The organism is Terrabacter tumescens (assembly GCF_014646815.1).
Lineage (GTDB): Bacteria > Actinomycetota > Actinomycetes > Actinomycetales > Dermatophilaceae > Terrabacter > Terrabacter tumescens.
In genome coordinates this window covers 265,920-286,721 of record NZ_BMNZ01000001.1, presented here as the reverse complement: position 1 = coordinate 286,721, position 20,802 = coordinate 265,920, and the positions used below count along the sequence as shown (strand labels likewise).

Sequence of the window (20,802 nt, the reverse complement as noted above, 5' to 3'; positions counted from 1 at the left end):
ACGCAGTATGCCGCCCGCCCGGGTGGGCGGACGGCATACGTCAGCGGTCTGTCCGAAGGCTCAGCAGCCGATGAGGCGCTGCGCGAGGTAGCCCTCGACCTGGTCGAGCGCGACGCGCTCCTGCGCCATCGAGTCGCGCTCGCGGATCGTCACGGCGTGGTCCTCGAGGGTGTCGAAGTCGACCGTGATGCAGAAGGGCGTGCCGATCTCGTCGTTGCGGCGGTAGCGCTTGCCGATGGCTCCGGCGTCGTCGAAGTCGATGTTCCAGTGCTTGCGCAGGGTCGCCGCGAGGTCGCGCGCCTTGGGCGAGAGGTCGGCGTTGCGCGAGAGCGGGAGCACCGCGGCCTTGACCGGTGCGAGACGCGGGTCGAGGCGCAGCACGACGCGCTTGTCGACGCCGCCCTTGGTGTTGGGCGCCTCGTCCTCGTGGTACGCGTCGACGAGGAAGGTCATGAGCGAGCGCGACAGGCCGGCCGCCGGCTCGATGACGTACGGGGTGTACTTCTCGCCCGTCTGCTGGTCGAAGTAGACGAGGTCGGTGCCCGAGTGCTTCGAGTGCGTCGACAGGTCGAAGTCGGTGCGGTTGGCGATGCCCTCGAGCTCGCCCCACTCGGACCCGGCGAAGCGGAAGCGGTACTCGATGTCGACGGTGCGCTTGGAGTAGTGCGAGAGCTTCTCGGGGGCGTGCTCGTAGTGGCGCAGGTTCTCGGGGTTGATGCCGAGGTCGACGTACCACTTGGTGCGCTCCTCGAGCCAGTACTGGAGCCACTCCTCGTCCTCGCCCGGCTTGACGAAGAACTCCATCTCCATCTGCTCGAACTCGCGCGTGCGGAAGATGAAGTTGCCCGGCGTGATCTCGTTGCGGAAGCTCTTGCCGGTCTGGGCGATGCCGAACGGCGGCTTCTTGCGCGAGGCCTGCATGACGTTGTTGAAGTTGACGAAGATGCCCTGGGCAGTCTCGGGGCGCAGGTAGTGCAGGCCCGACTCGTCCTCGATGACGCCGAGGTAGGTCTTGAGCATCATCTGGAAGTCGCGGGGCTCGGTCCACTGGCCCTTGGTGCCGCAGTCGGGGCACACGATCTCGGACATCGGCACGGTGTCCGGGTCCTCGATGCCCTTCTTCTCGGCGTACGCCTCCTGCAGGTGGTCCTGGCGGCGGCGCTTGTGGCAGCTGAGGCACTCGACGAGCGGGTCGGTGAAGGTGCCGACGTGGCCCGAGGCGACCCACGTCTCGCGCGGGAGGATGATCGAGGAGTCGAGGCCGACGACGTCGTCGCGGCTCGTGACCATCGACTTCCACCACTGGCGGCGGATGTTCTCCTTGAGCTCCACGCCGAGGGGGCCGTAGTCCCAGGCAGACCGGGTGCCTCCGTAGATGTCACCGCTCGGGAAGACGAAGCCCCTGCGCTTGCAGAGGCTGACGACGGTGTCCACGATGGATGTCTGCTTGGCCATGCGGGACAGGTTATCGGGCCGGCGCCAGTGCTTTGCCACGCGTCCGGTGTATGCCATGGCGTCCCCTAGGCTCGTCGCGTGGCCCTGAGCTTCCGTTCCCGTCTCGAGCACGCCTCCGTCCCCTGGGTGGAGCGGCTCAACGCCGTCCCGCGTCCCGTCGGGCTGGGCGTGCTCGTCGTCCTGCTCGCCGTTGGCATCCTCGCCCCGCGACCGTGGGGCGGCATCGCCTTCCTGCTCGTCGCAGCCTTCGTGGCCTGGCTCCTCTTCCTGACGTGGCAGCGCCTGACGATGCCCGAGCGGCTGATGCGCACGGCCGTCCTCGTGCTCGCCGTGGCGGTCGCAATCGTGAGGATCGTCCCGGGCGGCTGACTGGGACGTGACGACGCAGTGGCGCTCGTCGCGAGAACGGTTTTGACAATCATTTTCAGTTTGAGAATGATGGTGGTCATGAGCTCCCCTCCTGCGCGCCGCACCCTGTCGGCCGTCGTCGCCGCGACCGCCCTGGTGCTCGGCACCGCCGCCTGCGGCAGCGACGTCGGCTCCGGCTCCGCCCCAGCCGGCGGGTCGGTGGTGACGTCCTTCTACCCCCTCCAGTTCGCGACGCAGCAGATCACGGGCGGGAAGCTGCCGGTGACGGTGCTGACCAAGCCCGGCGCCGAGCCCCACGACCTCGAGCTGGCGCCCCAGGACATCGGGGGCATGACGAAGGCACGCCTCGTCGTCTACTCCGACGGGTTCCAGCCGGCCGTCGACGAGGCCGTCGGGCTCGTCGACGCCTCGAAGGTGCTCGACGTCGCCGACGTCGCGAAGCTCGTGCCGGCAGCCGCCGACGGGGCCGACCACGAGGCCGAGTCGGCCGAGTCGGGCGAGTCGGGCGAGTCGGCCGACACGAGCGCCGGGCACGACGAGCACGACCACGGCGCCGACGACCCCCACTTCTGGCTCGACCCCTCGCGCTACGCCGCCGTGGCGCAGGCCATCAGCGCGCGCCTGTCGAAGGACGACCCGGCGAACGCCGCGACGTACGCGAAGAACACCGCGCAGTTCGTCGAGAAGCTGTCCGCGCTCGACGACGAGATGCGGGTCGGCCTGCGCCAGTGCCGGATCAAGGAGCTCGTCACCAGCCACGCCGCCTTCGGCTACCTCGCCTCCCGCTACGGTTTCCAGCAGCGCGGCATCACCGGCGTCTCGCCCGAGGCCGAGCCGAGCGCCGCGGCCCTCAAGGCGGTCGGGGACCTGGTGAGGTCCACCGGCGTCACCACGATCTACCAGGAGACCCTCGTGGAGCCGCACTTCGCGCAGACGGTCGCGAGCTCGACGGGCGCCGAGGTCAAGACCCTCGACCCCATCGAAGGCATCACGACGGAGTCGGCCGGCGCCGACTACTTCGAGGTGATGCGGAGCAACCTCGCCACCCTCCGTGTCGGTCAGGAGTGCTCATGAGATCGGCAGCCCTGGTCCCCCTCGACGCGGCAGCGGCAGACGAGGTCGTGAGCCTGCGTGGAGCGAGCTTCGGCTACGGCGACGGACCCGTCCTCAGTGACGTCGACCTGTCCATCCGCCAGGGCGAGATCGTCGCGATCGTGGGCCCCAACGGCTCGGGCAAGTCGACGCTGATGAAGGGCCTGCTCGGCCTCAACGAACGCGTCGCCGGCACCGTCACGCTCTTCGGCACCGACAGCGCCGACTTCCACGACCGGGCCCGGCTCGGCTACGTGCCCCAACGGCATACGCTCTCGGCCTCTGTCAGGGCCACGGCCGAGGAGATCGTCGCGACCGGACGGCTCCCCCGCATCGGCTGGCTCGGGCGGCTGCGCGCCACCGACCGGCAGATCGTGGCCCGCTCGCTCGACGTCGTCGGCCTGGCCGACCGCGCCGCCACCGAGGTGAGCACGCTCTCCGGCGGCCAGCAGCGACGCGTCCTCATCGCGCGTGCTCTCGCCGGGCAGCCCGAGGTCCTCATCATGGACGAGCCCACTGCGGGCGTCGACGCCGCGAACCAGCACGTGCTCGCCGACGTGCTGGACCGGCTCGTCGAGCGCGACGTCACCATGGTCATCGTCACGCACGAGCTCGGGGCGCTCGAGCGGCTCCTGACGCGCATCGTCGTCGTCGACGGCGGACGCATCCGCTTCGACGGCACACCCGCCGCCTACCTCGCCCAGCGCGCCGACGTGCACCACGACCACGACAGCCACCACCACGACCTCGAGCTGAGCCACCGCGCCTCGCTGGCGCAAGGCCCGCTCGATGCCACCCCGAACGACAGGAGACGACCGTGATCGACCTGCTCTCCGTCGACTTCATGCAGCGGGCGCTCATCGCCGCCCTGCTCGTGGGCACCGTCGCGCCGATGGTCGGGATCTTCCTCGTCCAGCGGCGGCTCTCGCTCATCGGCGACGGCATGGGTCACGTGGCCCTGGCCGGCGTCGCGATCGGTCTCGTCTCCGGCACCGCGCCGGTGCTGACCGCGCTCGTGGCCGCGGTCATCGCCGCCGTCGTCATCGAGCTGCTCCGCGCCCGGGGCCGCACCAACGGCGACGTCGCCCTGGCAGTCATCTTCTACGGCGGCATCGCCGGCGGCGTCGTCATCATCAGCAAGTCCTCCAGCGGCACGCCGGCGAACCTCATGAAGTACCTCTTCGGGTCGATCCTCACGACCCAGCGCACCGACCTCTACGTCTTCGCGGGTCTGGCGCTGCTCATCTCCGTCACCACCTGGGCCCTGCGCCCGCGCCTCTTCGCGGTGGCCAACGACGAGGAGTACGCCCGCGCCGTCGGCCTGCCGGTGCTGCCGCTCAACATCGTGCTGGCCGCGCTCACCGCGACCACCGTGGTCGTCGCGATGCGGGTGGTCGGGCTGCTCCTCATCAGCGCGCTCATGATCGTGCCCAACGCCGCGAGCCAGCTCGTCGCGAATTCCTTCAGCGGAGGGCTGGGGTGGGCGATCGCCTTCGGCCTCGTCTCCTCCGTCGGAGGCGTCGCACTGTCGTACCCGCTGGACACCCCGTCCGGCGGCACCATCGTGCTGCTCGCTGTGGCGCTCTTCGTCGTCACCGCGGTCGTCACCGGCGTCATGGCGAGGGTCGGCGGCAGGAGGCACGACGTCGCCGAGACGCACCCGCACGAGCACGGCGCCGAGTGCGGCCACCCCGCCGTCACCCACGGCGACCACGTCGACTACGTCCACGACGGGCACCTGCACGCCGCCCACGAGGGGCACTACGACGAGCACGGGGTGCACCACGATGGCGTGCCCGAGCCTGCCGGCACGACCCCCGGCCTGACATCCGCGACACCCGGCCCGACGACTGGCCCGACATCCGGCCCGACGACAGGAGCGAGACCATGACGAGCGGCACCAACTCCTCCGCGCCCTCACGCAAGCCGACCCGCCAGCAGGCCGCCGTCGCCGAGCTGCTCGAGCGCTCCGACGACTTCACGTCGGCGCAGACGGTGCACGCGCGGCTGCGCGAGGCCGGTGCCGGGGTCGGTCTGGCCACCGTCTACCGGACGCTGCAGTCGATGGTCGACGCCGGCACGGTCGACGTGCTGCGCACCGACGACGGCGAGGCCGTCTACCGCGCCTGCTCGACGCACCACCACCACCACCTCGTGTGCCGCAGCTGCGGTCGCACCGTGGAGGTCGAGGGGCCCGCGGTCGAGAAGTGGGCCGACAAGGTGGCGAGCGAGCACGGCTACACCGGCGTCACGCACACCCTCGAGATCTTCGGCTCCTGCGCCGACTGCACCGCCGCCGACGCCTGACACCTCCTGCCCTCTGACCGAACGCGGCGTTCGGTCTGGTCAGGCAGGTGGGCTGCCCAGGTCAGGTGGCGTCAGGGGGTGGGGGTCGGGGTGTCGACGGCGCCGCCGTAGCGGCGGTCGCGCGCGACGTACTCCTCGATCGCGGCCCAGAGGTCACGGCGGTCGTAGTCCGGCCACAGCTGGTTCTGGAAGACCATCTCGGCGTAGGCCGACTGCCACAGCAGGAAGTTGCTCGTGCGCTGCTCGCCCGAGCTGCGGACGAAGAGGTCGACGTCCGGCATCGTCGGCTCGTCGAGGTAGCGCTTGATCGTCTTCTCGTCGACCGACCCCGGCCGCAGCCGACCGTCCTTGACGTCGTGGGCGATCCGCTGAACGGCGTCCGCGATCTCGGCACGTCCGCCGTAGTTGACGCAGAAGTAGAGCGTGAGCCCGGTGTTGTGCTGGGTCAGCTGCTGGGCGACCTCGAGCTCCTTGATGACCGAGCGCCACAGCCGCGGCGCGCGCCCGACCCAGCGCATGCGGACGCCCCACTCGTGCAGCTGGTCGCGGCGCCGACGGATGACGTCGCGGTTGAAGCCCATGAGGAAGCGGACCTCGTCGGGCGAGCGGCGCCAGTTCTCCGTCGAGAAGGCGTACGCCGACAGGTGGGTCACGCCGACGTCGATGGCGCCGGCGACGACGTCGAGAAGCGAGGCCTCCCCCGCCTCGTGACCCTTGGTCCGAGGCAGACCTCGGGCGTTGGCCCAGCGGCCGTTGCCGTCCATGACGATCGCGACGTGCTTGGGCATCAGCTCGGCCGGGATGACCGGGGCCGTCGCGCCGGACGGGTGTGGGAATGGCTTGGCGTACATGGGTCTCCGGTCGGTCGGGATCGGGTTCGCTTGCGGCTCACGCGGTCTGGGCTGCTCAAGCACGCTCGACGAGGCGCAGCGAGCGCAGCCCTCGTTCGATGTGCCACTGGAGGAACGCGGACACCATGCCGTTGCCCTGGCGCCGGTGCCGCTCGTCGCTCGCGTCGGCGACGCCCCAGTCACCGGTGAGCAGTGAGGCGAGCAGCTCGAAGGTCTCCGGTGCGGGCGCGCTCGACCCGGGCGGACGGCATACGGAACAGACGGCGCCGCCGGCCTGCACGTTGAACGCGCGGTGCGGACCCGGCGCGCCACACCTGGCGCAGTCGACGAAGCTCGGCGCCCAGCCGGCGACGGCCAGCGAACGCAGCAGGTAGGCGTCGAGGACGAGGCCGGGGTCGTGCGAGCGCTCAGCGAGCGAGCGGAGCGCCCCGGCGAGCAGGAGGTACTGCTGGGTCTGCGGCTCGTGCTCCTCGGTGAGCTGCAGGGCCGTCTCGAGCATCGAGGTCGCGCACGTGTAGGCCGTGTAGTCGCGCGCGATCGCGTCGCCGTAGGGCGCGAGCGTCTCGACCTGGGTGACCGTGTCGAGGTTGCGCCCCTCGTAGCACTGCACGTCGACGACCATGCCGGGCTCGAGCCTGGAGCCGAAGCGCGACTTCGTGCGCCGCACACCCTTGGCGACGGCGCGGACCCGGCCCCGCGTGCGCGTCAGCATCGTGATGATGCGGTCGGCCTCGCCCAGCTTGTGGGTGCGCAGGACGATCGCCTCGTCACGGTAGAGGGGCATGGGTCCATTCTCCCCCTCCGCGCCACCGCCGCCGCACCGCACGCGCCGGTGCGTGACGACCGGACGGGAATCGAGCCCGACAGTCGAACACGCGTTCGACTCCGTGGGCTATCGTGGGGTCATGGACCTCTCTCTCCAGGGTTCGCTCCTCGACCTCACGGACGCGATGACGCTGCGCGACGTCGGCGCGGGGAAGACCCGTCACCAGCTGACCCGCGGCGCGTGGGTCGACGTCCGCCCGGGCTGGCTCGCTGCCGGTGACGAGCTCTTCACGGCCCTGCTGCGCGACGTGCCGTGGCACGCCGAGCGCCGCCAGATGTACGACTCGGTCGTCGACGTCCCCCGGCTGACGAAGTTCTACGGGGCCGGCGAGACGCTCCCCCACCCGATGCTCGTCGAGGCCCGTGAGGCGCTGAGCCGCCACTACGCGCCGGAGCTCGGCGAACCCTTCGTCACCGCCGGGTTGTGCCTCTACCGCGACGGACGCGACAGCGTCGCCTGGCACGGCGACCGGATCGGCAGGTCCCGCGACAGCGACACCATGATCGCCATCCTGTCGCTCGGGTCGGCGCGCACGCTCGCCCTGCGACCCCGGGACGGTGGCTCCATCCCCGGCTCGACGGCAAAGAGCTTGCGCTATCCCCTCGGGCATGGTGACCTCGTCGTGATGGGCGGCTCGTGCCAGCGGACGTGGGACCATGCGGTCCCGAAGACGTCCGAGCCGATGGGGCCGCGCATCTCCGTGCAGTTCCGCGTAGCCGGCGTCCGCTGACAGGAGACCCTCGTATGCCGTCCAGCCGCTCAGGTGGCCCCCTGCCCTTCCTCGACCACCTCGCGGCCGACTCGGCACGCTTCCGGGAGGTCCTCGCGACCGCACCCGCTGACGCGCGTGTCCCCTCCTGCCCCGAGTGGGATGCCGACGACCTGCTGTGGCACCTCGGCGGCGTGCAGTGGTTCTGGGGCGAGATCGCCGAGCGCGGGCTCACCGACGAGGACGAGGTCGACGCGATGAACGACGCACGCGAGGAGCGACCCTCGGACCGCGCCGGGCTGCTCGGCTTCTTCGACCGCGCGAGCGAGCGACTGCAGCGCGAGCTGGCGGCGCTGCCGCCTCAGACCCCGCTCTGGATGTGGTCCGACGACAAGAGTGCCGGCTACATCCGGCGCCGTCAGGCCCACGAGGCGCTGATCCACCGGCTCGACGCCGAGCTCACCGTCGGCGCGCGCACCCCGATCGACTGCCGGCTCGCGGCCGACGGCATCGACGAGGCGCTGCGCATCATGCGGGGCCACGAGCCCGACCCCGACCTGACGCACATCCCGGTCTCCACGCCCGTCACCATCGCCACCGTCGATGCCATGCACTCGTGGACCGTGACCCCAGTGCGGATCACCGGCACCTGGAACGGCCGCGAGATCGACGTGCAGCGCTTCCTCGTCGGCGACGGACCGGATGCAGCGGCGACCGCCGAGATCAGCGGGTCAGCCGCCGACATCGACTGCTGGCTGTGGAACCGCCCGACCGAGGACGAGATCGTCCGCGACGGGGACGCAGCGGCCCTCTCGGCGGTCGACGCGGTGCTCGCCGACTCGATCGACTGATCGCTGCCTCGGTGCCGCGGCTCAGGGCGCGCGGCGTCCGAGCCGCGGCAGCGAGGCGTGCACCATCGCGGCCAGCGCCCCGACGAGGGGGACGAACGCGAACAGGTAGCGCGAACGGCCCTGCAGCACCAGCGTGAACGCCGCGATGCCGAGCACGGACGCAGCGACGAGCAGGGTCTCGCGGCGGTACGGCGCGCGGAGCAGCCCCACTCCGGCCACGAGCAGGACGGCGAGCCACAGGGCCTGGGTGAGGTCGGCGCGCAGCTGGTATCCGGCGCCCTGAAAGCCGTTGAGGTCGTGGACGATCCCGGTGACCCCCGTCGCCGGCGCGAGGGTGCCGGGCAGCGAGTCCGGCCCCTCGCCCCAGGCCCAGAACATCCCGTCGCCCCAGTTCCACGCCGCCTTGTTGCCGTAGAAGGCGAGGGTCCCCCCGAGGCCGCGCTCGGCCCACCGGTCGCCGAGGAAGTCGGCGGCATACGTCCTCATCTCGTCCGGGGTGCGGCCGTTGAGGGCATCGACCATGTCCCGCGAGTAGGCGCCGTAGTTGACGACGCCGCTCGGCGCGCGCTGCGCGTCGGCGCCCAGGGCCACCCACCACAGGACCGGGGGTGTCACCGAGGGGTCGATGCGCGAGGAGTCGACGCCGGCCACGGTGGCTGCCGCTGTCGAGAGCCCGGTGCCGAGGGCGACGAAGGCCAGGGCTGACGCGGCACAGGCGACGATGGCCCCGACGCGTCGGCCGGGGGCGAGGTCGTGGTCGAACATCGCGACGACGGCCGTCAGCACCGCCGCGATGGCGATGACGACCGGCGTCGTCTTGATGGCGTAGGCGATCGACACCGACACGATGGCGAGCAGCCACAGGACCACCCGGCCGGTGCGCGGACGCGGGGTCAGCGCGCGGACGGCGAGGGCCACTCCCCCGACGACGAACGGCATGGCGTAGAAGTCGGTGTAGGGCACGGCGAGCCAGGGGCTCGTGCCGACGAGCAGGAGCGTCACGAGCTGCGCGACGACGGCAGGGCCGCGGCCGGCAACCTGCACGACGAGGAGGTGCACGGCATACAGCGTCGCGGCCACGCAGACGCCGTTGAGCGGGATGAGGACCGCGTCCGGCGCGAGCGAGAACGCTTGTGCGACAGCGGCGCCCATACGATCTATGGCGAGCAACGGCAGGTTGTTGGGGTAGAGCGAGAGGTAGTCGTAGTCAGCGGGGCTGAGCGGACGACCGGCCTGCAACGCCCGGGCCATGTCCAGGACGACGCGCGCGTCCCAGCCGTAGTGGTAGCGCGTCATGAGGCCGATGACCGTGGCCACCGCGCCACCGCCGACAGAGATGACGACCGGCGACCAGCGGCTCTTGGCCCAGCGCGGGAGCCGGAGCATCGCCGCGAGCAGGACGAGCACGACGGCGACGGGCACGACCACCTGCCAGCGGTGCGCGACGTTGACCGCACGCGGCGCCACGAGCCCCACGACGGCGACCGCGACGAGCGAGACCCCGGCCAGTCGAAGTAGCACTCGACCGACCGGGGACTCCATGGCGCCAGACGCTACCCCACCGAAGTGGGCGTCAGATCGGACGTCCGCTCAGGCCTTCGGGACGCTGTCGCGCTCGGCCCGGTTGACCGCCGAGACGATGGCCTTGATCGAGGCCGTGACGATGGACGGGTCGACCCCGACGCCCCACAGCACCCGGTCGCCGACCGCGCACTCGACGTAGGCCGCGGCGCGGGCGTCACCACCCGCGGACAGGGCGTGCTCGGCGTAGTCGAGGACGCGCACGTCGGGCGTCCCCTCGACGGTCGAGAGCGCGTCGACGAAAGCGGCGATCGGGCCGTTACCCGTTCCGGTGATCGTGACGGACTCGGAGCCGTCGCGGACCGTGGCCTCGATCGTGCTGGCGCCGTCGACGGTCGAGTCGGTGACGACGCTGACGAGCTCGAACCGGCCCCAGGCGCGCGTCGGGTCGGGCAGGTACTCGTCCTGGAAGCGCGACCACAGCTCGGCCGGGGCGACCTCGCCGCCGTCCTGGTCGACGCCGCGCTGGACGACACCGGAGAACTCGATCTGCAGCCGACGCGGCAGGTCCATCTGGTGCTCGGTCTTCATGATGTAGGCGACGCCACCCTTGCCGGACTGGCTGTTGACGCGCACGACGGCCTCGTACGAGCGGCCGAGGTCGTGCGGGTCGATCGGCAGGTAGGGCACGCCCCAGACGAGGTCGTCGATGCTCGTGCCCTTCTCCTTGGCCTCGGCGGCCATCGCCTCGAAGCCCTTCTTGATGGCGTCCTGGTGCGAGCCGGAGAAGGCCGTGAAGACGAGGTCGCCGCCGTAGGGGTGGCGCTCCCCCACCGGCAGCTGGTTGCAGTACTCGACGGTGCGACGCACCTCGTCGATGTCGCTGAAGTCGATCTGCGGGTCGATGCCCTGGCTGAAGAGGTTCATCCCGAGCGTGACGAGGCAGACGTTGCCGGTGCGCTCGCCGTTGCCGAAGAGGCAGCCCTCGATGCGGTCGGCGCCGGCGAGGTAGCCGAGCTCGGCAGCCGCGACACCCGTGCCGCGGTCGTTGTGCGGGTGCAGGCTGACGACGATCGACTCGCGGCGCTCGAGGTGGCGGATCATCCACTCGATGGAGTCGGCGTAGACGTTGGGCGTCGCCATCTCGACGGTGGCCGGCAGGTTGACGATGATCTTGTGGTCGGGCGTCGGGTCGATGACGTCGACGACCGCGTTGCAGATCCGCATCGCGAAGTCGAGCTCGGTGCCGGTGTAGGACTCGGGCGAGTACTCGTAGTAGATCGTCGTGTCGGGGATCGTCTCCTCGAGCTTCTTGCACAGCCGCGCCGCCTGGACGGCGATGTCGATGATGCCGTCCTGGTCGAGGCCGAAGACGACCTTGCGCTGCAGCGCCGACGTCGAGTTGTAGAAGTGGACGATGGCCTGCTTGCTGCCGCGGATCGCGTCGTAGGTGCGCTCGATGAGGTGGTCGCGGCACTGCGTCAGCACCTGGATCGTCACGTCGTCGGGGATGTGGCCGCCCTCGATGAGCTCCCGACAGAAGTCGTAGTCGGTCTGGCTCGCGGAGGGGAAGCCGACCTCGATCTCCTTGTAGCCCATCTTGACGAGCAGCTGGAACATCCGCAGCTTGCGCTCGGAGTTCATCGGGTCGATGAGGGCCTGGTTGCCGTCGCGCAGGTCGACGGCGCACCAGCGCGGGGCCTGCTCGATGCGCTTCGTGGGCCAGGTGCGGTCCGGGAGCTCGAAGGGGATCTGCTCGTGGAACGGGACGTACTTCTGGAACGGCATTCCCGACGTCTGCTGGGGGTGGTTCATCGCTGCGCTCTCTTCGTCTGCGTTTCGCTCGGTGTCCGGCCGGACACGGGAAACTCCGCGACGAGGAGGGCCGGGATCAGGCCTCGTCGCGGCAGAGAAGAAGGAGGCTCACCGCTCGCACCTGTTCACCGTATGCCGGTCGTCCCGTCGCGTCCACCCCTCGGGACCGGTGCCCGCATCGTGAGACCCCTGCCCGATCCGTGGACGACGGAGGAGCGCGTCAGCGGTAGGCGGGACGGATCCATCGCCAGTAGGACACGTGTCTCAGGAGCCATCCCTGCGCCCACACCACGGCGCTCACCAGGACCACCAGTTCGACCACGAGCCAGACGTCCGTCGCGCGGCGCGTCTGGGGGATGAGGCCGGAGAGCAGGCCCAGCACGGCGGCAACCACGAGCACCAGCGCGAACAGCACCCGGATCACACGCTTGCGCACCCGAAGGTCGTGCTCGAACGCCTTGCGTCGCAGCGAGATCGCGTCCTGGACGTCCTCGAGCACGACCGGAGAGGCTGAGAGCTCCGCGACGTGCTCGAGGTGCGCGTCCACAAGCGCTCCCGCGACGACCGGGCGGGTGATCTCGCCGGGATCACCGAGGGCGACCGCACGGACCGACCGCCCCCGGCTCGGCACACTGCTGCGCTCCATCTCCTCGCGCAGGTCCATCCCGGCCCAGCCGGAGCGCAGGGCCCGGGGCCACGGCGGCTTGCGCGTCCAGAGCCGCGCGGTCTCGACCAGGGTGCCATCCGCAGACATGCTGGCCAACCGGACCGACGGCTGGTCCCAGAACCACGAGACGAAGGCGGCTGCCGTGCCGTCGGGCGCCAGCAGGACGGTGGCGACGTCGGGCAGGTGGGCTCGGAACTCGGAGCGAGCCGGTTCGCGGTAGCCGGACACGATTCGCTCGGTGTCCTGGGGCGGGTACTCCATGGTGTAGCGCCCGGCCGCGCGCCAGCCGAGCGCCTCGAAGGCGGCGACCACCTCCGGATAGGGCGAGGAGAGGTCGGCGCGGTCCGTGACGTCGGTGTACGCGTACCGGCTCGTCGGCATCGTCGGATCCCCTCTCCTGTCACGCCCGTCACCCCCACGGGCCGGCGGCACGAGGCTAGAGGTCGATCTGCGTCTCCGCCGCTGGTTCGACGTAATCGGGGTGTGCGGCGCCCGGCATGCCCCACGGCTGCATCGACTGCTGCGCGGCCAGGCTCCCCCGGGTCCCGGGCGGGTCGGCGACCCCGAAGCTCATGTCATCACGGTCAGGTCCCATGGCCGTCCACCCGCTCTCGAAACCGAGCGGCAGGTGGCCGCCCTCGCCGGCAGCGCGCTGTGCTCGTGCATCGGTGGGCCCGAGACCCAGGGATCTCCAGACGCGCGCCTCGCATGCGACGACGTCGACGTCTGTCCATTCCCGCGCCTCCGCGGCCGGGAAACCAGCGGCCACCCACCGGACCCGTCGCGAAGGCTCGATGCCGGCGACATCGAAGGCCTCGGCCTCTTCGGGCGTCAGGGTCGCGTCGGCGAGGACCAGCCGCCGCGCCTCACGGACACCGAAACCGGCGTCACGCCAGCGCAGTGCCAGCGGCAGGTCCTGGGCGTCCCACGCGGCGATGTCCTCCGCGGTGAAGCCGGCCGCCAGCCAACCAGCGACCTCGTCGGGGCGTCGCTCCCACAGGACGGTAGCCAGCCGTCCGACCGGCGCATCCGCCGCCAGACCGGCCTTGCGCCACCCGATGATCCGCCGTACGACGTCCGCCGGCCCGTCGCCACCTTGGATCACCTCGGCCCAGGCGCAGCCCTCCTCCACCGTGAGACCAGCCCCTCCCTCGTCCACGGCGGTCGTCAGGACCCGGACGTCATCGGGCCGCAGGCCCCGGGCTACCCACCGGTCCACGTCACGTCCCGGCGCGCCGCTGCCACGCCACGCCCGCGCCGCCTCTGCCTCTCTCCCACGCCACCGCTGCCAGGCCTCGTCCTCGGTGCCGGCCAGCACACGGCGGGCCGCCTTCATGATCCCGCTCGGCTCCCAGCCGAGCTGCTCGTCATCACGGACCTGCCGCAGGAGCAGCAGCAGACTGGCAACGCTCATGTCCGTCCACGGCGACCGCAGCAGCCACAGCCGTCCGTGCGGTGGCGGGGGCATTCCGACGGCTCGCGCCGATCTGGCGAGCTGCCAGCGCTCGTGGGCAGGGTTCTCGTGCGAGGGCTCGAGGTAGGTCTCGTCAGCGCCGTACGAGACGGCGACGAACCGTGGCAGGCGGTCCGGGACCCACGTCCGATGCTCCCGAGGCCACACGGCGGGCAGCAGCGCAGTCTCATGCCCCACCCACCCTGTAGGAAGGGCGTGCCAGCCGGCGTCGACGAGCTCAGTGAGTTCGGGCAGGTCGCCGAGGCCGGGAGGCGAGGTCGGGTCACCGGGCGCCACGACCACCTGGTCCCCGGCCTCGAACGCGGCGACGACCTGCGCAAAGACAGGCGGGAGCGGCTCGAGGTCGACCTCGGCCACCGCCGGTGGGTCGTCTCGGCCCCAGGGGTCGTCCGGCGCGCCCGGTAAGGACGCGCTCATGGCGGTCCCGCAGCATCCGCCTCGGTGTCGGCGTCACTCGACGCCGAGTTCCGGGCGTCGGCGACCTGCTCCTCAGGCCGTGGCGGGACCGTCTGGTCCTCCTCGAGGACCTCGAGCTCGTGGTCGTGTGCAGCGGTCTCCGACATGTCTGCCTCCTTGGCCGGAGTCTAGGACCGGGAGGTGAGGTCAGGCGCGCTGACAGACCATGAGCGCGTTGCCGTCGGGGTCCTCGAACTGGACGAGGAAGACGCTGCCGATGTCCTCGACGTCAGAGGTGATCCTCACGTCCAGGGCGCGAAGGTGTGCGACGGTCGCCGCCATGTCATCGGTCCAGAGGAAGAAGCGCGGCGGGCCGCTCGCCTCGAAGTCCGGGCGGTTCGCGTCGAGGGACAGCCGCGTCTCCCCGTCGGTGGGGATGTCGTAGATGGTGCCCTCGTGGGACGCGGCGCCGGGCTCGAAGCCCAGCAACGCGGCATACCACCCGATGGCGGCTGCCATGTCACGCACGGGGACGAAGACCTGGCCGACTCGGCGCTGGATGGGGCTGCCCACCGGAGCAGGCTAGACGACGCCGCCCACGCCGCGAGAGCGGTCGTGGCGCGTGTCAGAAGCCGAGGCGCTGGAGCTGCTTCGGGTCCCGCTGCCAGTCCTTGGCGACCTTGACGTGCAGGTCGAGGTAGACCTTCTGGCCGAGCAGCGCCTCGATGCCCTTGCGGGCGTTGGTGCCGACCTCGCGCAGCCGGCTCCCGCCACGCCCGATGACGATCGCCTTCTGGCTGGGGCGCTCGACGAAGACGTTGACGCGCACGTCGAGCAGCGGGCTGTCCTCCGGGCGGTCCTCACGCGGGACCATCTCCTCGACGACGACGGCCAGCGAGTGCGGCAGCTCGTCGCGCACACCCTCGAGCGCGGCCTCACGGACGAGCTCGGCGATCATCACCATCTCGGGTTCGTCGGTGAGCACCCCGTCGGGGTAGAGCTGGGGCGAGCGCGGCAGGAACGAGGCGAGCACGTCGCGCACCTCCTCGACCTGGCTGCCGGAGACGGCCGAGCAGGGGATGATCGCGTCCCACTCCCCCAGCCGGTCGATCGCCATGAGGTGCTCGGCGAGCCGCTCGCGGTCGACAGCGTCGGCCTTGGTGGCGATGGCCACCACGGGTCGGCGGCGCATCGAGCGCAGCTCCTTGAGCTCGTTGGCGATGAAGGTGTCGCCGGGGCCGATGCGCTGGTCGGCGGGCAGGCAGAAGCCGATGACGTCGACCTCGAGCAGCGTCTCGCGGACGAGGTCGTTGAGCCGCTGCCCGAGCAGGGTCCGCGGCTTGTGCAGCCCGGGGGTGTCGACGAGGATCACCTGCGCCGTCGGCGTCGTCGCGACGCCGCGGATCGTGTGTCGGGTCGTCTGCGGCTTGGAGCTCGTGATGGCGACCTTCTGCCCGACGAGGGCGTTGGTCAGCGTCGACTTGCCGGCGTTGGGCCGGCCCACGAGACAGGCGAACCCGGCTCGGTAGTCGTCGGAGCGCCCTCCCTGGGACAGCTGCGTGTCGGCCGTGCCGGCCTTGCTGGCCTTAGCGGCCTTGCGGTCAGCGTCCTGCGTGGCCATGGGCGTCCTCCGTCTCGTGGTGCGCGGCGTCGTCCTCGGGCACCGGCGCCCGGTGCACGATGACCGACGCGACGCGGTGGCGTCGACCGGCCATCCGCTCGGCCGTCAGCTCCAGCCCAGCGACCGTACCGGACGACCCGACGATCGGGACACGTCCGATGACCTTCGTGAGCAGGCCACCGACGGTGTCGACGTCCTCCTCGTCGATGGTGACGTCGAAGAGCTCGGCGAGGTCGTCGATGTCCATCGAGGCCGGGACCCGGAGGGTGCCGTCCTCGAGCTGCTCGACGCCGGGCGCCTCGCGGTCGTGCTCGTCGGCGATCTCGCCGACGATCTCCTCGATGATGTCCTCGATCGTGATGAGTCCGGCGGTGCCGCCGTACTCGTCCACGACGATCGCGAAGTGGTTCTGGTCGCGCTGCATCTCGCGCAGCAGGTCGTCGACCGGCTTGCTCTCAGGCACGAAGTGCATGGGACGCATGACCTCGGTCGCGAGGTGACGACCGTCCTCCGGCGCCGCGTTGAGCCGGCGCGCGACGTCCTTGAAGTACAGCAGCCCCCGCACGTCGTCGCTGTCCTCGCCGACGACGGGGATCCGGGAGAAGCCGGACCGCAGGAAGAGGGACATCGCGCTGCGCAGGGTCTTGTCCGCGTCGAGCACGACCATGTCGGTGCGCGGCACCATGACGGCTCGAGCGAGGGTGTCGCCGAGCTCGAAGACGGAGTGGATCATCTCCCGCTCGTCGGCCTCGATGACGTCGGAGTCGCCGGCCATGTCGACGAGGTCGCGCAGCTCGGACTCGGTCTGGAAGGGGCCGTCGGTGTAGCCCTTGCCGGGCGTCACGGCGTTGCCCAGCACGACGAGCAGCTTGGCCACCGGGCCGAGCACGCGCCGCAGCCCGACGGCGAACGGCGCGCTCCACAGGGCCACCGTGTCGTAGTTCTGGCGGCCGAGGGTGCGCGGCGAGACGCCGACGACGACGAACGACACGACCGCCATGATCGCGATGCTGATCAGGGCCCGGCTCCACGTCGACTCGACCTGGCCGGCGACGGCGAGGGTCACGAGCACGGCCGCGGTGGCCTCGGCGACGACGCGCAGGAACGCGATCACCGACAGGTAGGCCGGTGAGTCACCGACGACGGTCATGAGCGACTTCGCGCCCGAGCGCCCCTCCTCGAAGAGCTCCTGGGCGCGCACGCGGGACATGCGGAAGATCGCGGCCTCGGCGGCCGAGAGCAGGAACGCCACGACGATGCTGACGAGCGCCGGGAGGGCGAACTGCGGGAACATCTCGGTCTCTCGTCCGCGCTCAGGCGCTCGGTCGGTTGCGCGTGGCGAGGAACGTGAGCAGCAGCTGGCGTTGCAGCTCGAACATCTCGCGCTCCTCGTCGGGCTCGGCGTGGTCGTAGCCGAGCAGGTGCAGGATGCCGTGCGTCGTCAGCAGCAGCATCTCCTCGATCGGGGCGTGGCCGGCCTCGACCGCCTGCTTGGTCGCGACGGACGGGCACAGCACGATGTCGCCGAGCGTGCCCTCCTCGGGCTCCTGGCCCTCGCGGCCGGGTCGCAGCTCGTCCATCGGGAAGCTCATGACGTCGGTCGGGCCCGGGAGGTCCATCCACTGCACGTGGAGCACCTCCATGGCGGCCTCGTCGACGAGCTTGATGCAGAGGTCGGCCTGTGGGTGCACCCGCATCTGCTCCATGACGTACTGCGCGCAGGCGAGCAGCTCGAGCTCGTCGACGTCGGCGTCGGTCTCGTTGAGGACGTCGATGCTCATGCCGGGTCCTCCTGGGCGAGGTCGCCCGGGACCGAGGGCGTATGCCGTGTGGCCGCCTTGGTCGGACGGCCGCCGGCCGCGCCTGCGCCGGACTCGCCGCCCGCGCGTCGGGCGCGCTTGGCGGCGCGGTGGTCGTCGCGCTCGTAGGCGTCGACGATGGCGCTGACGAGCCGGTGGCGCACGACGTCGTGCGAGGTCAGCTCGGCGAAGTGGATGTCCTCGACGTCACCGAGGATGTCGCGCACGATCTTGAGGCCCGACCGGGTGCCACCGGGCAGGTCGACTTGGGTGATGTCGCCGGTGACGACCATCTTGGAGCCGAAGCCGAGGCGGGTGAGGAACATCTTCATCTGCTCGCTCGAGGTGTTCTGGGCCTCGTCGAGGATGATGAAGGCGTCGTTGAGGGAGCGGCCGCGCATGTAGGCCAGCGGCGCCACCTCGATCGTGCCCGACGCCATGAGCTTGGGGATGGTCTCGGGCGAGACCATGTCGTGCAGCGCGTCGTAGAGCGGCCGCAGGTACGGGTCGATCTTGTCGTTGAGCGTGCCGGGCAGGAAGCCGAGGCGCTCGCCGGCCTCGACGGCCGGGCGCGTCAGGATGATGCGGTTGACCTGCTTGGCCTGCAGCGCCGCGACGGCCTTGGCCATGGCGAGGTAGGTCTTGCCGGTGCCGGCCGGCCCGATGCCGAAGACGATGGTGTGCTCGTCGATCGCGTCGACGTAGCGCTTCTGGTTGAGCGTCTTGGGGCGGATCGTCCGGCCGCGGCTGCTGACGATGTTCATCGTCAGCACGTCGGCGGGGCGCTCGACCGTCTGGCTGCGCAGCATCGAGATCGAGCGCTCGACGGCGTCGCGGTTGAGCGGCTGGCCCGTCTCGACGATGACGAGCAGCTCGTCGAGCAGCGCGTCGATGATCTCCAGCTCCCCGGCGGGGCCGGCGAAGGTCATCTCGTTGCCGCGCACGTGCGTGTCGACGAGCGGGAACTGGCGCTCCATGGTGCGCAGCAGCTCGTCGCGCGGACCGAGGAGGGTGACCATCTCGATCGGCGGCGGGATCTGCCGGGTCAGCACCGGGGCGCCGCCGCCGGTCCCGGCGCTCGCGGCGCCCTGCGTGTCGTCGGGACTGTCGGTCACGGATGGTCGAGGTTGCGCGTCATTCATCGTGGTCACGAGTCTACGTGTCGCGGCCCGCGCTCCTCACCACGAATTCGGCGAGGTCCCGGCTCTGCTGGAGGCGCGACGGCTCGTGGACGTACATCATGTGCCCCGCCTCGTAGTAGGCGTGCTCGACGTTGGCGAGGCGCTCGGCGGGCAGCTGCAGGTGCGCCACGACGTCCTCGGCGGCGAAGTGGGGCGTCGCGCCGTCGTAGTAGCCGTAGGCGATGTGCACCTTGAGGTGCGGGTTCTGGCGCATGGCCCGCTCGAGCTTGGGCGAGACGTCGATCGGCCGGCCTTCGAAGTCCTTGAACGACCACGGGTGCACCAGACGCGAGATCTGCTCGTAGTGCAGGTCGCTGCCGTAGCCGAGCTCGTCGCGCACGTAGTGGTTCCAGGCCGCGGCATAGGGTCCGGTGATCGCGTCGTGCGAGGGGTCGGCATCCATGTTCTCGGCGATGGCTGCCGCGGCAGGACCGGTGAAGCGCGCGTCGAGCCGCCCCACCGACAGGCGCTCGTCGCGCAGCAGCTCGGTGAAGTAGCGCCAGTGCTCGATGCGCAGGTCGGCGCGGTCGACGTAGTCCTCGGTCAGCCCGGAGAGCCGCGCCAGGGTCGACACCGCCTCGGCCCGTTCGCCCTTCGTCAGGCGGTTGCCCCGGGACAGCACCCACGGGTAGTCGCGGGCGGCATACGCCTCCGCCTCGTCGAGGACGGAGCGCAGCGAGCGGCGGCCGTGCTTGCCGTGGAAGTGGGCCACGGCGGCATACGTCGGCAGGTAGAGCGCGTGGGCGCGGTCGTTGCGCTGGTTCTCGAAGTCGACGGAGCTGAGGTCGAGCACGCTGCTGATGAGGATGAGCCCGTTGAGGTACATCCCGTAGCGGGACTGGAGGTGCTCCGCGAGAGCCGCACCGCGGAGCGTGCCGTAGGACTCGCCGGCGACGAACTTCGGCGACATCCAGCGACCGTTGCGCGAGGTCCACAGCCGGATCAGCTCGGCGACGGACTCGATGTCCTTCTGGTAGCCGTGGTAGTCCGCCGGCTTGCCGCCCTCAACGGCACGGGAGTACCCCGTCGACATGGGGTCGATGAAGACGAGGTCGCTGACGGCGAGGAGCGACTCGGGGTTGTCCACGAGGTCGTACGGCGGCGGCTGGAGGGCGCCGACGTCCCCGCTGACGACCCTGCGAGGGCCGAGCAGGCCCAGGTGGAGCCAGACGCTCGAGCTGCCGGGACCGCCGTTGAAGGCGAAGGTGACCGGGCGCGTGCGGGCGTCGGCGTCGTCGAGGACGTAGCTCGTCATGGACAGTTCGGCGCGCGCCTTGTGGCCGCCGAAGGTGCCGTCCTTGTGCTCCTCCTCACGGAGCACGACGCGCCCCGTCGTCGCGGTGTAGCGCAGGCGGCGACGCCCGACCTTGAGCGTGTGGTGCGTCGTGACGAGGTCGTCGACCGGTTCGGCGGGCTTGGCCTCCGCACCGGCCACCTTGACCTCGACGTCGGCCGGCTCCGTTGTCGCAGAGACGTTCTCGCCAGACGGCGCGCTCTCCTCGCTCACACCATCCGCCCTTCGCTGAACGCCGCGCCGGCGATGAGGTGCACGTGGGCGTGGAAGATCGTCTGGCCGGCGTCGCTGCCGGTGTTGACGATCATCCGGTGGGCGTCAGCCACGCCCTCCTGCTCGGCCACGCGGGAGGCCAGGCGGAAGACGTCCGTCAGGTCCTCGCCCGACGCGGCCGCGAGCGCACCGACGGTCGGCTCGTGGCGCCGCGGCACGACGAGGACGTGGATCGGCGCGGCCGGGTTGATGTCACGGAAGGCGATCGACCGCTCGCTCTCGGCGACCCGGTCGGACGGGATCTCACCGGCGACGATCTTGCAGAAGAGGCAGTCATCGGGGGTCTGCGAGGTCATGACTG

At 70.9% G+C, this 20,802-nt stretch carries 22 protein-coding genes; 7 read left to right on the top strand and 15 right to left on the bottom strand.

The annotated features are described in order from the left end of the window. Positions 1-60: 60 nt before the first annotated feature. Positions 61-1,455: a glycine--tRNA ligase gene (locus tag IEY30_RS01340; RefSeq protein WP_030146462.1), complete on the bottom strand. Its 1,395-nt coding sequence runs from the start codon at positions 1,453-1,455 to the stop codon at positions 61-63. A 78-nt stretch (positions 1,456-1,533) separates the two neighbouring features. Here IEY30_RS01340 and IEY30_RS01335 point away from each other — a divergent pair, with 78 nt between their 5' ends. From IEY30_RS01335 to IEY30_RS01315, 5 genes are all read left to right on the top strand, one after another. Next, entirely contained in the window at positions 1,534-1,824 is a 291-nt protein-coding gene (locus IEY30_RS01335) for a DUF6703 family protein (protein WP_030146463.1), read from the top strand. A gap of 78 nt (positions 1,825-1,902) precedes the next feature. Then, entirely contained in the window at positions 1,903-2,898 is a 996-nt protein-coding gene (locus IEY30_RS01330) for a metal ABC transporter substrate-binding protein (RefSeq protein WP_030146464.1), read from the top strand. Next, on the top strand, positions 2,895-3,737 hold the full coding sequence (locus tag IEY30_RS01325; RefSeq protein ID WP_030146465.1) for a metal ABC transporter ATP-binding protein: 843 nt from the start codon (positions 2,895-2,897) through the stop codon (positions 3,735-3,737). The genes IEY30_RS01330 and IEY30_RS01325 overlap by 4 nt, the downstream gene beginning before the upstream one ends. Next, a complete protein-coding gene (locus IEY30_RS01320) occupies positions 3,734-4,807 on the top strand; it encodes a metal ABC transporter permease (protein WP_030146466.1) in 1,074 nt (357 codons plus the stop codon). The genes IEY30_RS01325 and IEY30_RS01320 overlap by 4 nt, the downstream gene beginning before the upstream one ends. After that, positions 4,804-5,223: a Fur family transcriptional regulator gene (locus IEY30_RS01315; RefSeq protein ID WP_030146467.1), complete on the top strand. Its 420-nt coding sequence runs from the start codon at positions 4,804-4,806 to the stop codon at positions 5,221-5,223. Before IEY30_RS01320 ends, IEY30_RS01315 begins: the two co-directional genes overlap by 4 nt. A gap of 71 nt (positions 5,224-5,294) precedes the next feature. Here IEY30_RS01315 and IEY30_RS01310 read toward each other — a convergent pair whose 3' ends face one another. Together IEY30_RS01310 and recO are read right to left on the bottom strand one after the other, a co-directional pair. Continuing rightward, positions 5,295-6,074 carry an isoprenyl transferase gene (locus IEY30_RS01310; RefSeq protein WP_030146468.1) on the bottom strand — a complete coding sequence of 260 codons (780 nt, stop codon included), beginning with the start codon at positions 6,072-6,074 and terminating at the stop codon, positions 5,295-5,297. A gap of 55 nt (positions 6,075-6,129) precedes the next feature. Beyond that, the gene (gene recO, locus IEY30_RS01305; protein ID WP_030146469.1) at positions 6,130-6,858 is read right to left on the bottom strand and encodes a DNA repair protein RecO; all 729 of its coding nucleotides are present in this window, start codon (positions 6,856-6,858) and stop codon (positions 6,130-6,132) included. Between the two features lie 121 nt (positions 6,859-6,979). Here recO and IEY30_RS01300 point away from each other — a divergent pair, with 121 nt between their 5' ends. Then, a complete protein-coding gene (locus IEY30_RS01300) occupies positions 6,980-7,630 on the top strand; it encodes an alpha-ketoglutarate-dependent dioxygenase AlkB (RefSeq protein WP_030146470.1) in 651 nt (216 codons plus the stop codon). A gap of 14 nt (positions 7,631-7,644) precedes the next feature. Next, positions 7,645-8,460: a maleylpyruvate isomerase family mycothiol-dependent enzyme gene (locus IEY30_RS01295; protein WP_030146471.1), complete on the top strand. Its 816-nt coding sequence runs from the start codon at positions 7,645-7,647 to the stop codon at positions 8,458-8,460. 21 nt (positions 8,461-8,481) lie between these two features. Here the strand turns inward: IEY30_RS01295 and IEY30_RS01290 are convergent, their stop codons facing one another. The 12 genes from IEY30_RS01290 to IEY30_RS01235 form a co-directional block, all read right to left on the bottom strand. Further along, positions 8,482-10,002, bottom strand: coding sequence for a glycosyltransferase-like membrane protein (locus tag IEY30_RS01290; RefSeq protein WP_030146472.1), 1,521 nt, complete (start codon positions 10,000-10,002; stop codon positions 8,482-8,484). A 48-nt stretch (positions 10,003-10,050) separates the two neighbouring features. Further along, complete coding sequence (gene leuA, locus IEY30_RS01285; RefSeq protein WP_030146473.1) at positions 10,051-11,796, bottom strand: 2-isopropylmalate synthase; 1,746 nt, start codon at positions 11,794-11,796, stop codon at positions 10,051-10,053. Between the two features lie 220 nt (positions 11,797-12,016). Further along, the gene (locus tag IEY30_RS01280) at positions 12,017-12,844 is read right to left on the bottom strand and encodes a hypothetical protein (protein WP_030146474.1); all 828 of its coding nucleotides are present in this window, start codon (positions 12,842-12,844) and stop codon (positions 12,017-12,019) included. Positions 12,845-12,899: 55 nt separating this feature from the next. Further along, on the bottom strand, positions 12,900-14,354 hold the full coding sequence (locus IEY30_RS01275; protein ID WP_162180974.1) for a DUF5956 family protein: 1,455 nt from the start codon (positions 14,352-14,354) through the stop codon (positions 12,900-12,902). Continuing rightward, positions 14,351-14,500 carry a hypothetical protein gene (locus IEY30_RS01270; protein WP_156035055.1) on the bottom strand — a complete coding sequence of 50 codons (150 nt, stop codon included), beginning with the start codon at positions 14,498-14,500 and terminating at the stop codon, positions 14,351-14,353. The genes IEY30_RS01275 and IEY30_RS01270 overlap by 4 nt, the downstream gene beginning before the upstream one ends. Before the next feature lie 40 nt (positions 14,501-14,540). Beyond that, positions 14,541-14,906 carry a VOC family protein gene (locus IEY30_RS01265; protein WP_030146476.1) on the bottom strand — a complete coding sequence of 122 codons (366 nt, stop codon included), beginning with the start codon at positions 14,904-14,906 and terminating at the stop codon, positions 14,541-14,543. Between the two features lie 52 nt (positions 14,907-14,958). Beyond that, entirely contained in the window at positions 14,959-15,954 is a 996-nt protein-coding gene (gene era, locus IEY30_RS01260) for a GTPase Era (protein ID WP_229674781.1), read from the bottom strand. Next, positions 15,935-17,248 (bottom strand): hemolysin family protein, encoded by a 1,314-nt coding sequence (locus IEY30_RS01255; RefSeq protein WP_030146478.1) that lies wholly within the window; start codon positions 17,246-17,248, stop codon positions 15,935-15,937. The genes era and IEY30_RS01255 overlap by 20 nt, the downstream gene beginning before the upstream one ends. A gap of 19 nt (positions 17,249-17,267) precedes the next feature. Beyond that, positions 17,268-17,735, bottom strand: coding sequence for an rRNA maturation RNase YbeY (gene ybeY, locus IEY30_RS01250; protein WP_030146479.1), 468 nt, complete (start codon positions 17,733-17,735; stop codon positions 17,268-17,270). Beyond that, on the bottom strand, positions 17,732-18,868 hold the full coding sequence (locus IEY30_RS01245; protein WP_081920277.1) for a PhoH family protein: 1,137 nt from the start codon (positions 18,866-18,868) through the stop codon (positions 17,732-17,734). Before IEY30_RS01245 ends, ybeY begins: the two co-directional genes overlap by 4 nt. Before the next feature lie 40 nt (positions 18,869-18,908). Beyond that, positions 18,909-20,441 (bottom strand): S10 family peptidase, encoded by a 1,533-nt coding sequence (locus tag IEY30_RS01240; protein ID WP_030146481.1) that lies wholly within the window; start codon positions 20,439-20,441, stop codon positions 18,909-18,911. Beyond that, positions 20,438-20,797, bottom strand: a complete 360-nt coding sequence (locus IEY30_RS01235; protein ID WP_030146482.1) for a histidine triad nucleotide-binding protein — start codon at positions 20,795-20,797, stop codon at positions 20,438-20,440. Before IEY30_RS01235 ends, IEY30_RS01240 begins: the two co-directional genes overlap by 4 nt. Between the last annotated feature and the right edge of the window lie 5 nt (positions 20,798-20,802).

What these genes read in the sequence shown, in the direction of transcription:
- IEY30_RS01340 (WP_030146462.1), bottom strand. Translation starts at nt 1,455, where the DNA reads ATGGCCAAGCAGACATCCATCGTGGACACCGTCGTCAGCCTCTGCAAG.
- IEY30_RS01330 (WP_030146464.1), top strand. Translation starts at nt 1,903, where the DNA reads ATGAGCTCCCCTCCTGCGCGCCGCACCCTGTCGGCCGTCGTCGCCGCG.
- IEY30_RS01325 (WP_030146465.1), top strand. Translation starts at nt 2,895, where the DNA reads ATGAGATCGGCAGCCCTGGTCCCCCTCGACGCGGCAGCGGCAGACGAG.
- IEY30_RS01315 (WP_030146467.1), top strand. Translation starts at nt 4,804, where the DNA reads ATGACGAGCGGCACCAACTCCTCCGCGCCCTCACGCAAGCCGACCCGC.
- IEY30_RS01310 (WP_030146468.1), bottom strand. Translation starts at nt 6,074, where the DNA reads ATGTACGCCAAGCCATTCCCACACCCGTCCGGCGCGACGGCCCCGGTC.
- recO (WP_030146469.1), bottom strand. Translation starts at nt 6,858, where the DNA reads ATGCCCCTCTACCGTGACGAGGCGATCGTCCTGCGCACCCACAAGCTG.
- IEY30_RS01300 (WP_030146470.1), top strand. Translation starts at nt 6,980, where the DNA reads ATGGACCTCTCTCTCCAGGGTTCGCTCCTCGACCTCACGGACGCGATG.
- IEY30_RS01295 (WP_030146471.1), top strand. Translation starts at nt 7,645, where the DNA reads ATGCCGTCCAGCCGCTCAGGTGGCCCCCTGCCCTTCCTCGACCACCTC.
- IEY30_RS01290 (WP_030146472.1), bottom strand. Translation starts at nt 10,002, where the DNA reads ATGGAGTCCCCGGTCGGTCGAGTGCTACTTCGACTGGCCGGGGTCTCG.
- leuA (WP_030146473.1), bottom strand. Translation starts at nt 11,796, where the DNA reads ATGAACCACCCCCAGCAGACGTCGGGAATGCCGTTCCAGAAGTACGTC.
- IEY30_RS01280 (WP_030146474.1), bottom strand. Translation starts at nt 12,844, where the DNA reads ATGCCGACGAGCCGGTACGCGTACACCGACGTCACGGACCGCGCCGAC.
- IEY30_RS01275 (WP_162180974.1), bottom strand. Translation starts at nt 14,354, where the DNA reads ATGAGCGCGTCCTTACCGGGCGCGCCGGACGACCCCTGGGGCCGAGAC.
- IEY30_RS01270 (WP_156035055.1), bottom strand. Translation starts at nt 14,500, where the DNA reads ATGTCGGAGACCGCTGCACACGACCACGAGCTCGAGGTCCTCGAGGAG.
- era (WP_229674781.1), bottom strand. Translation starts at nt 15,954, where the DNA reads ATGGCCACGCAGGACGCTGACCGCAAGGCCGCTAAGGCCAGCAAGGCC.
- IEY30_RS01255 (WP_030146478.1), bottom strand. Translation starts at nt 17,248, where the DNA reads ATGTTCCCGCAGTTCGCCCTCCCGGCGCTCGTCAGCATCGTCGTGGCG.
- ybeY (WP_030146479.1), bottom strand. Translation starts at nt 17,735, where the DNA reads ATGAGCATCGACGTCCTCAACGAGACCGACGCCGACGTCGACGAGCTC.
- IEY30_RS01235 (WP_030146482.1), bottom strand. Translation starts at nt 20,797, where the DNA reads ATGACCTCGCAGACCCCCGATGACTGCCTCTTCTGCAAGATCGTCGCC.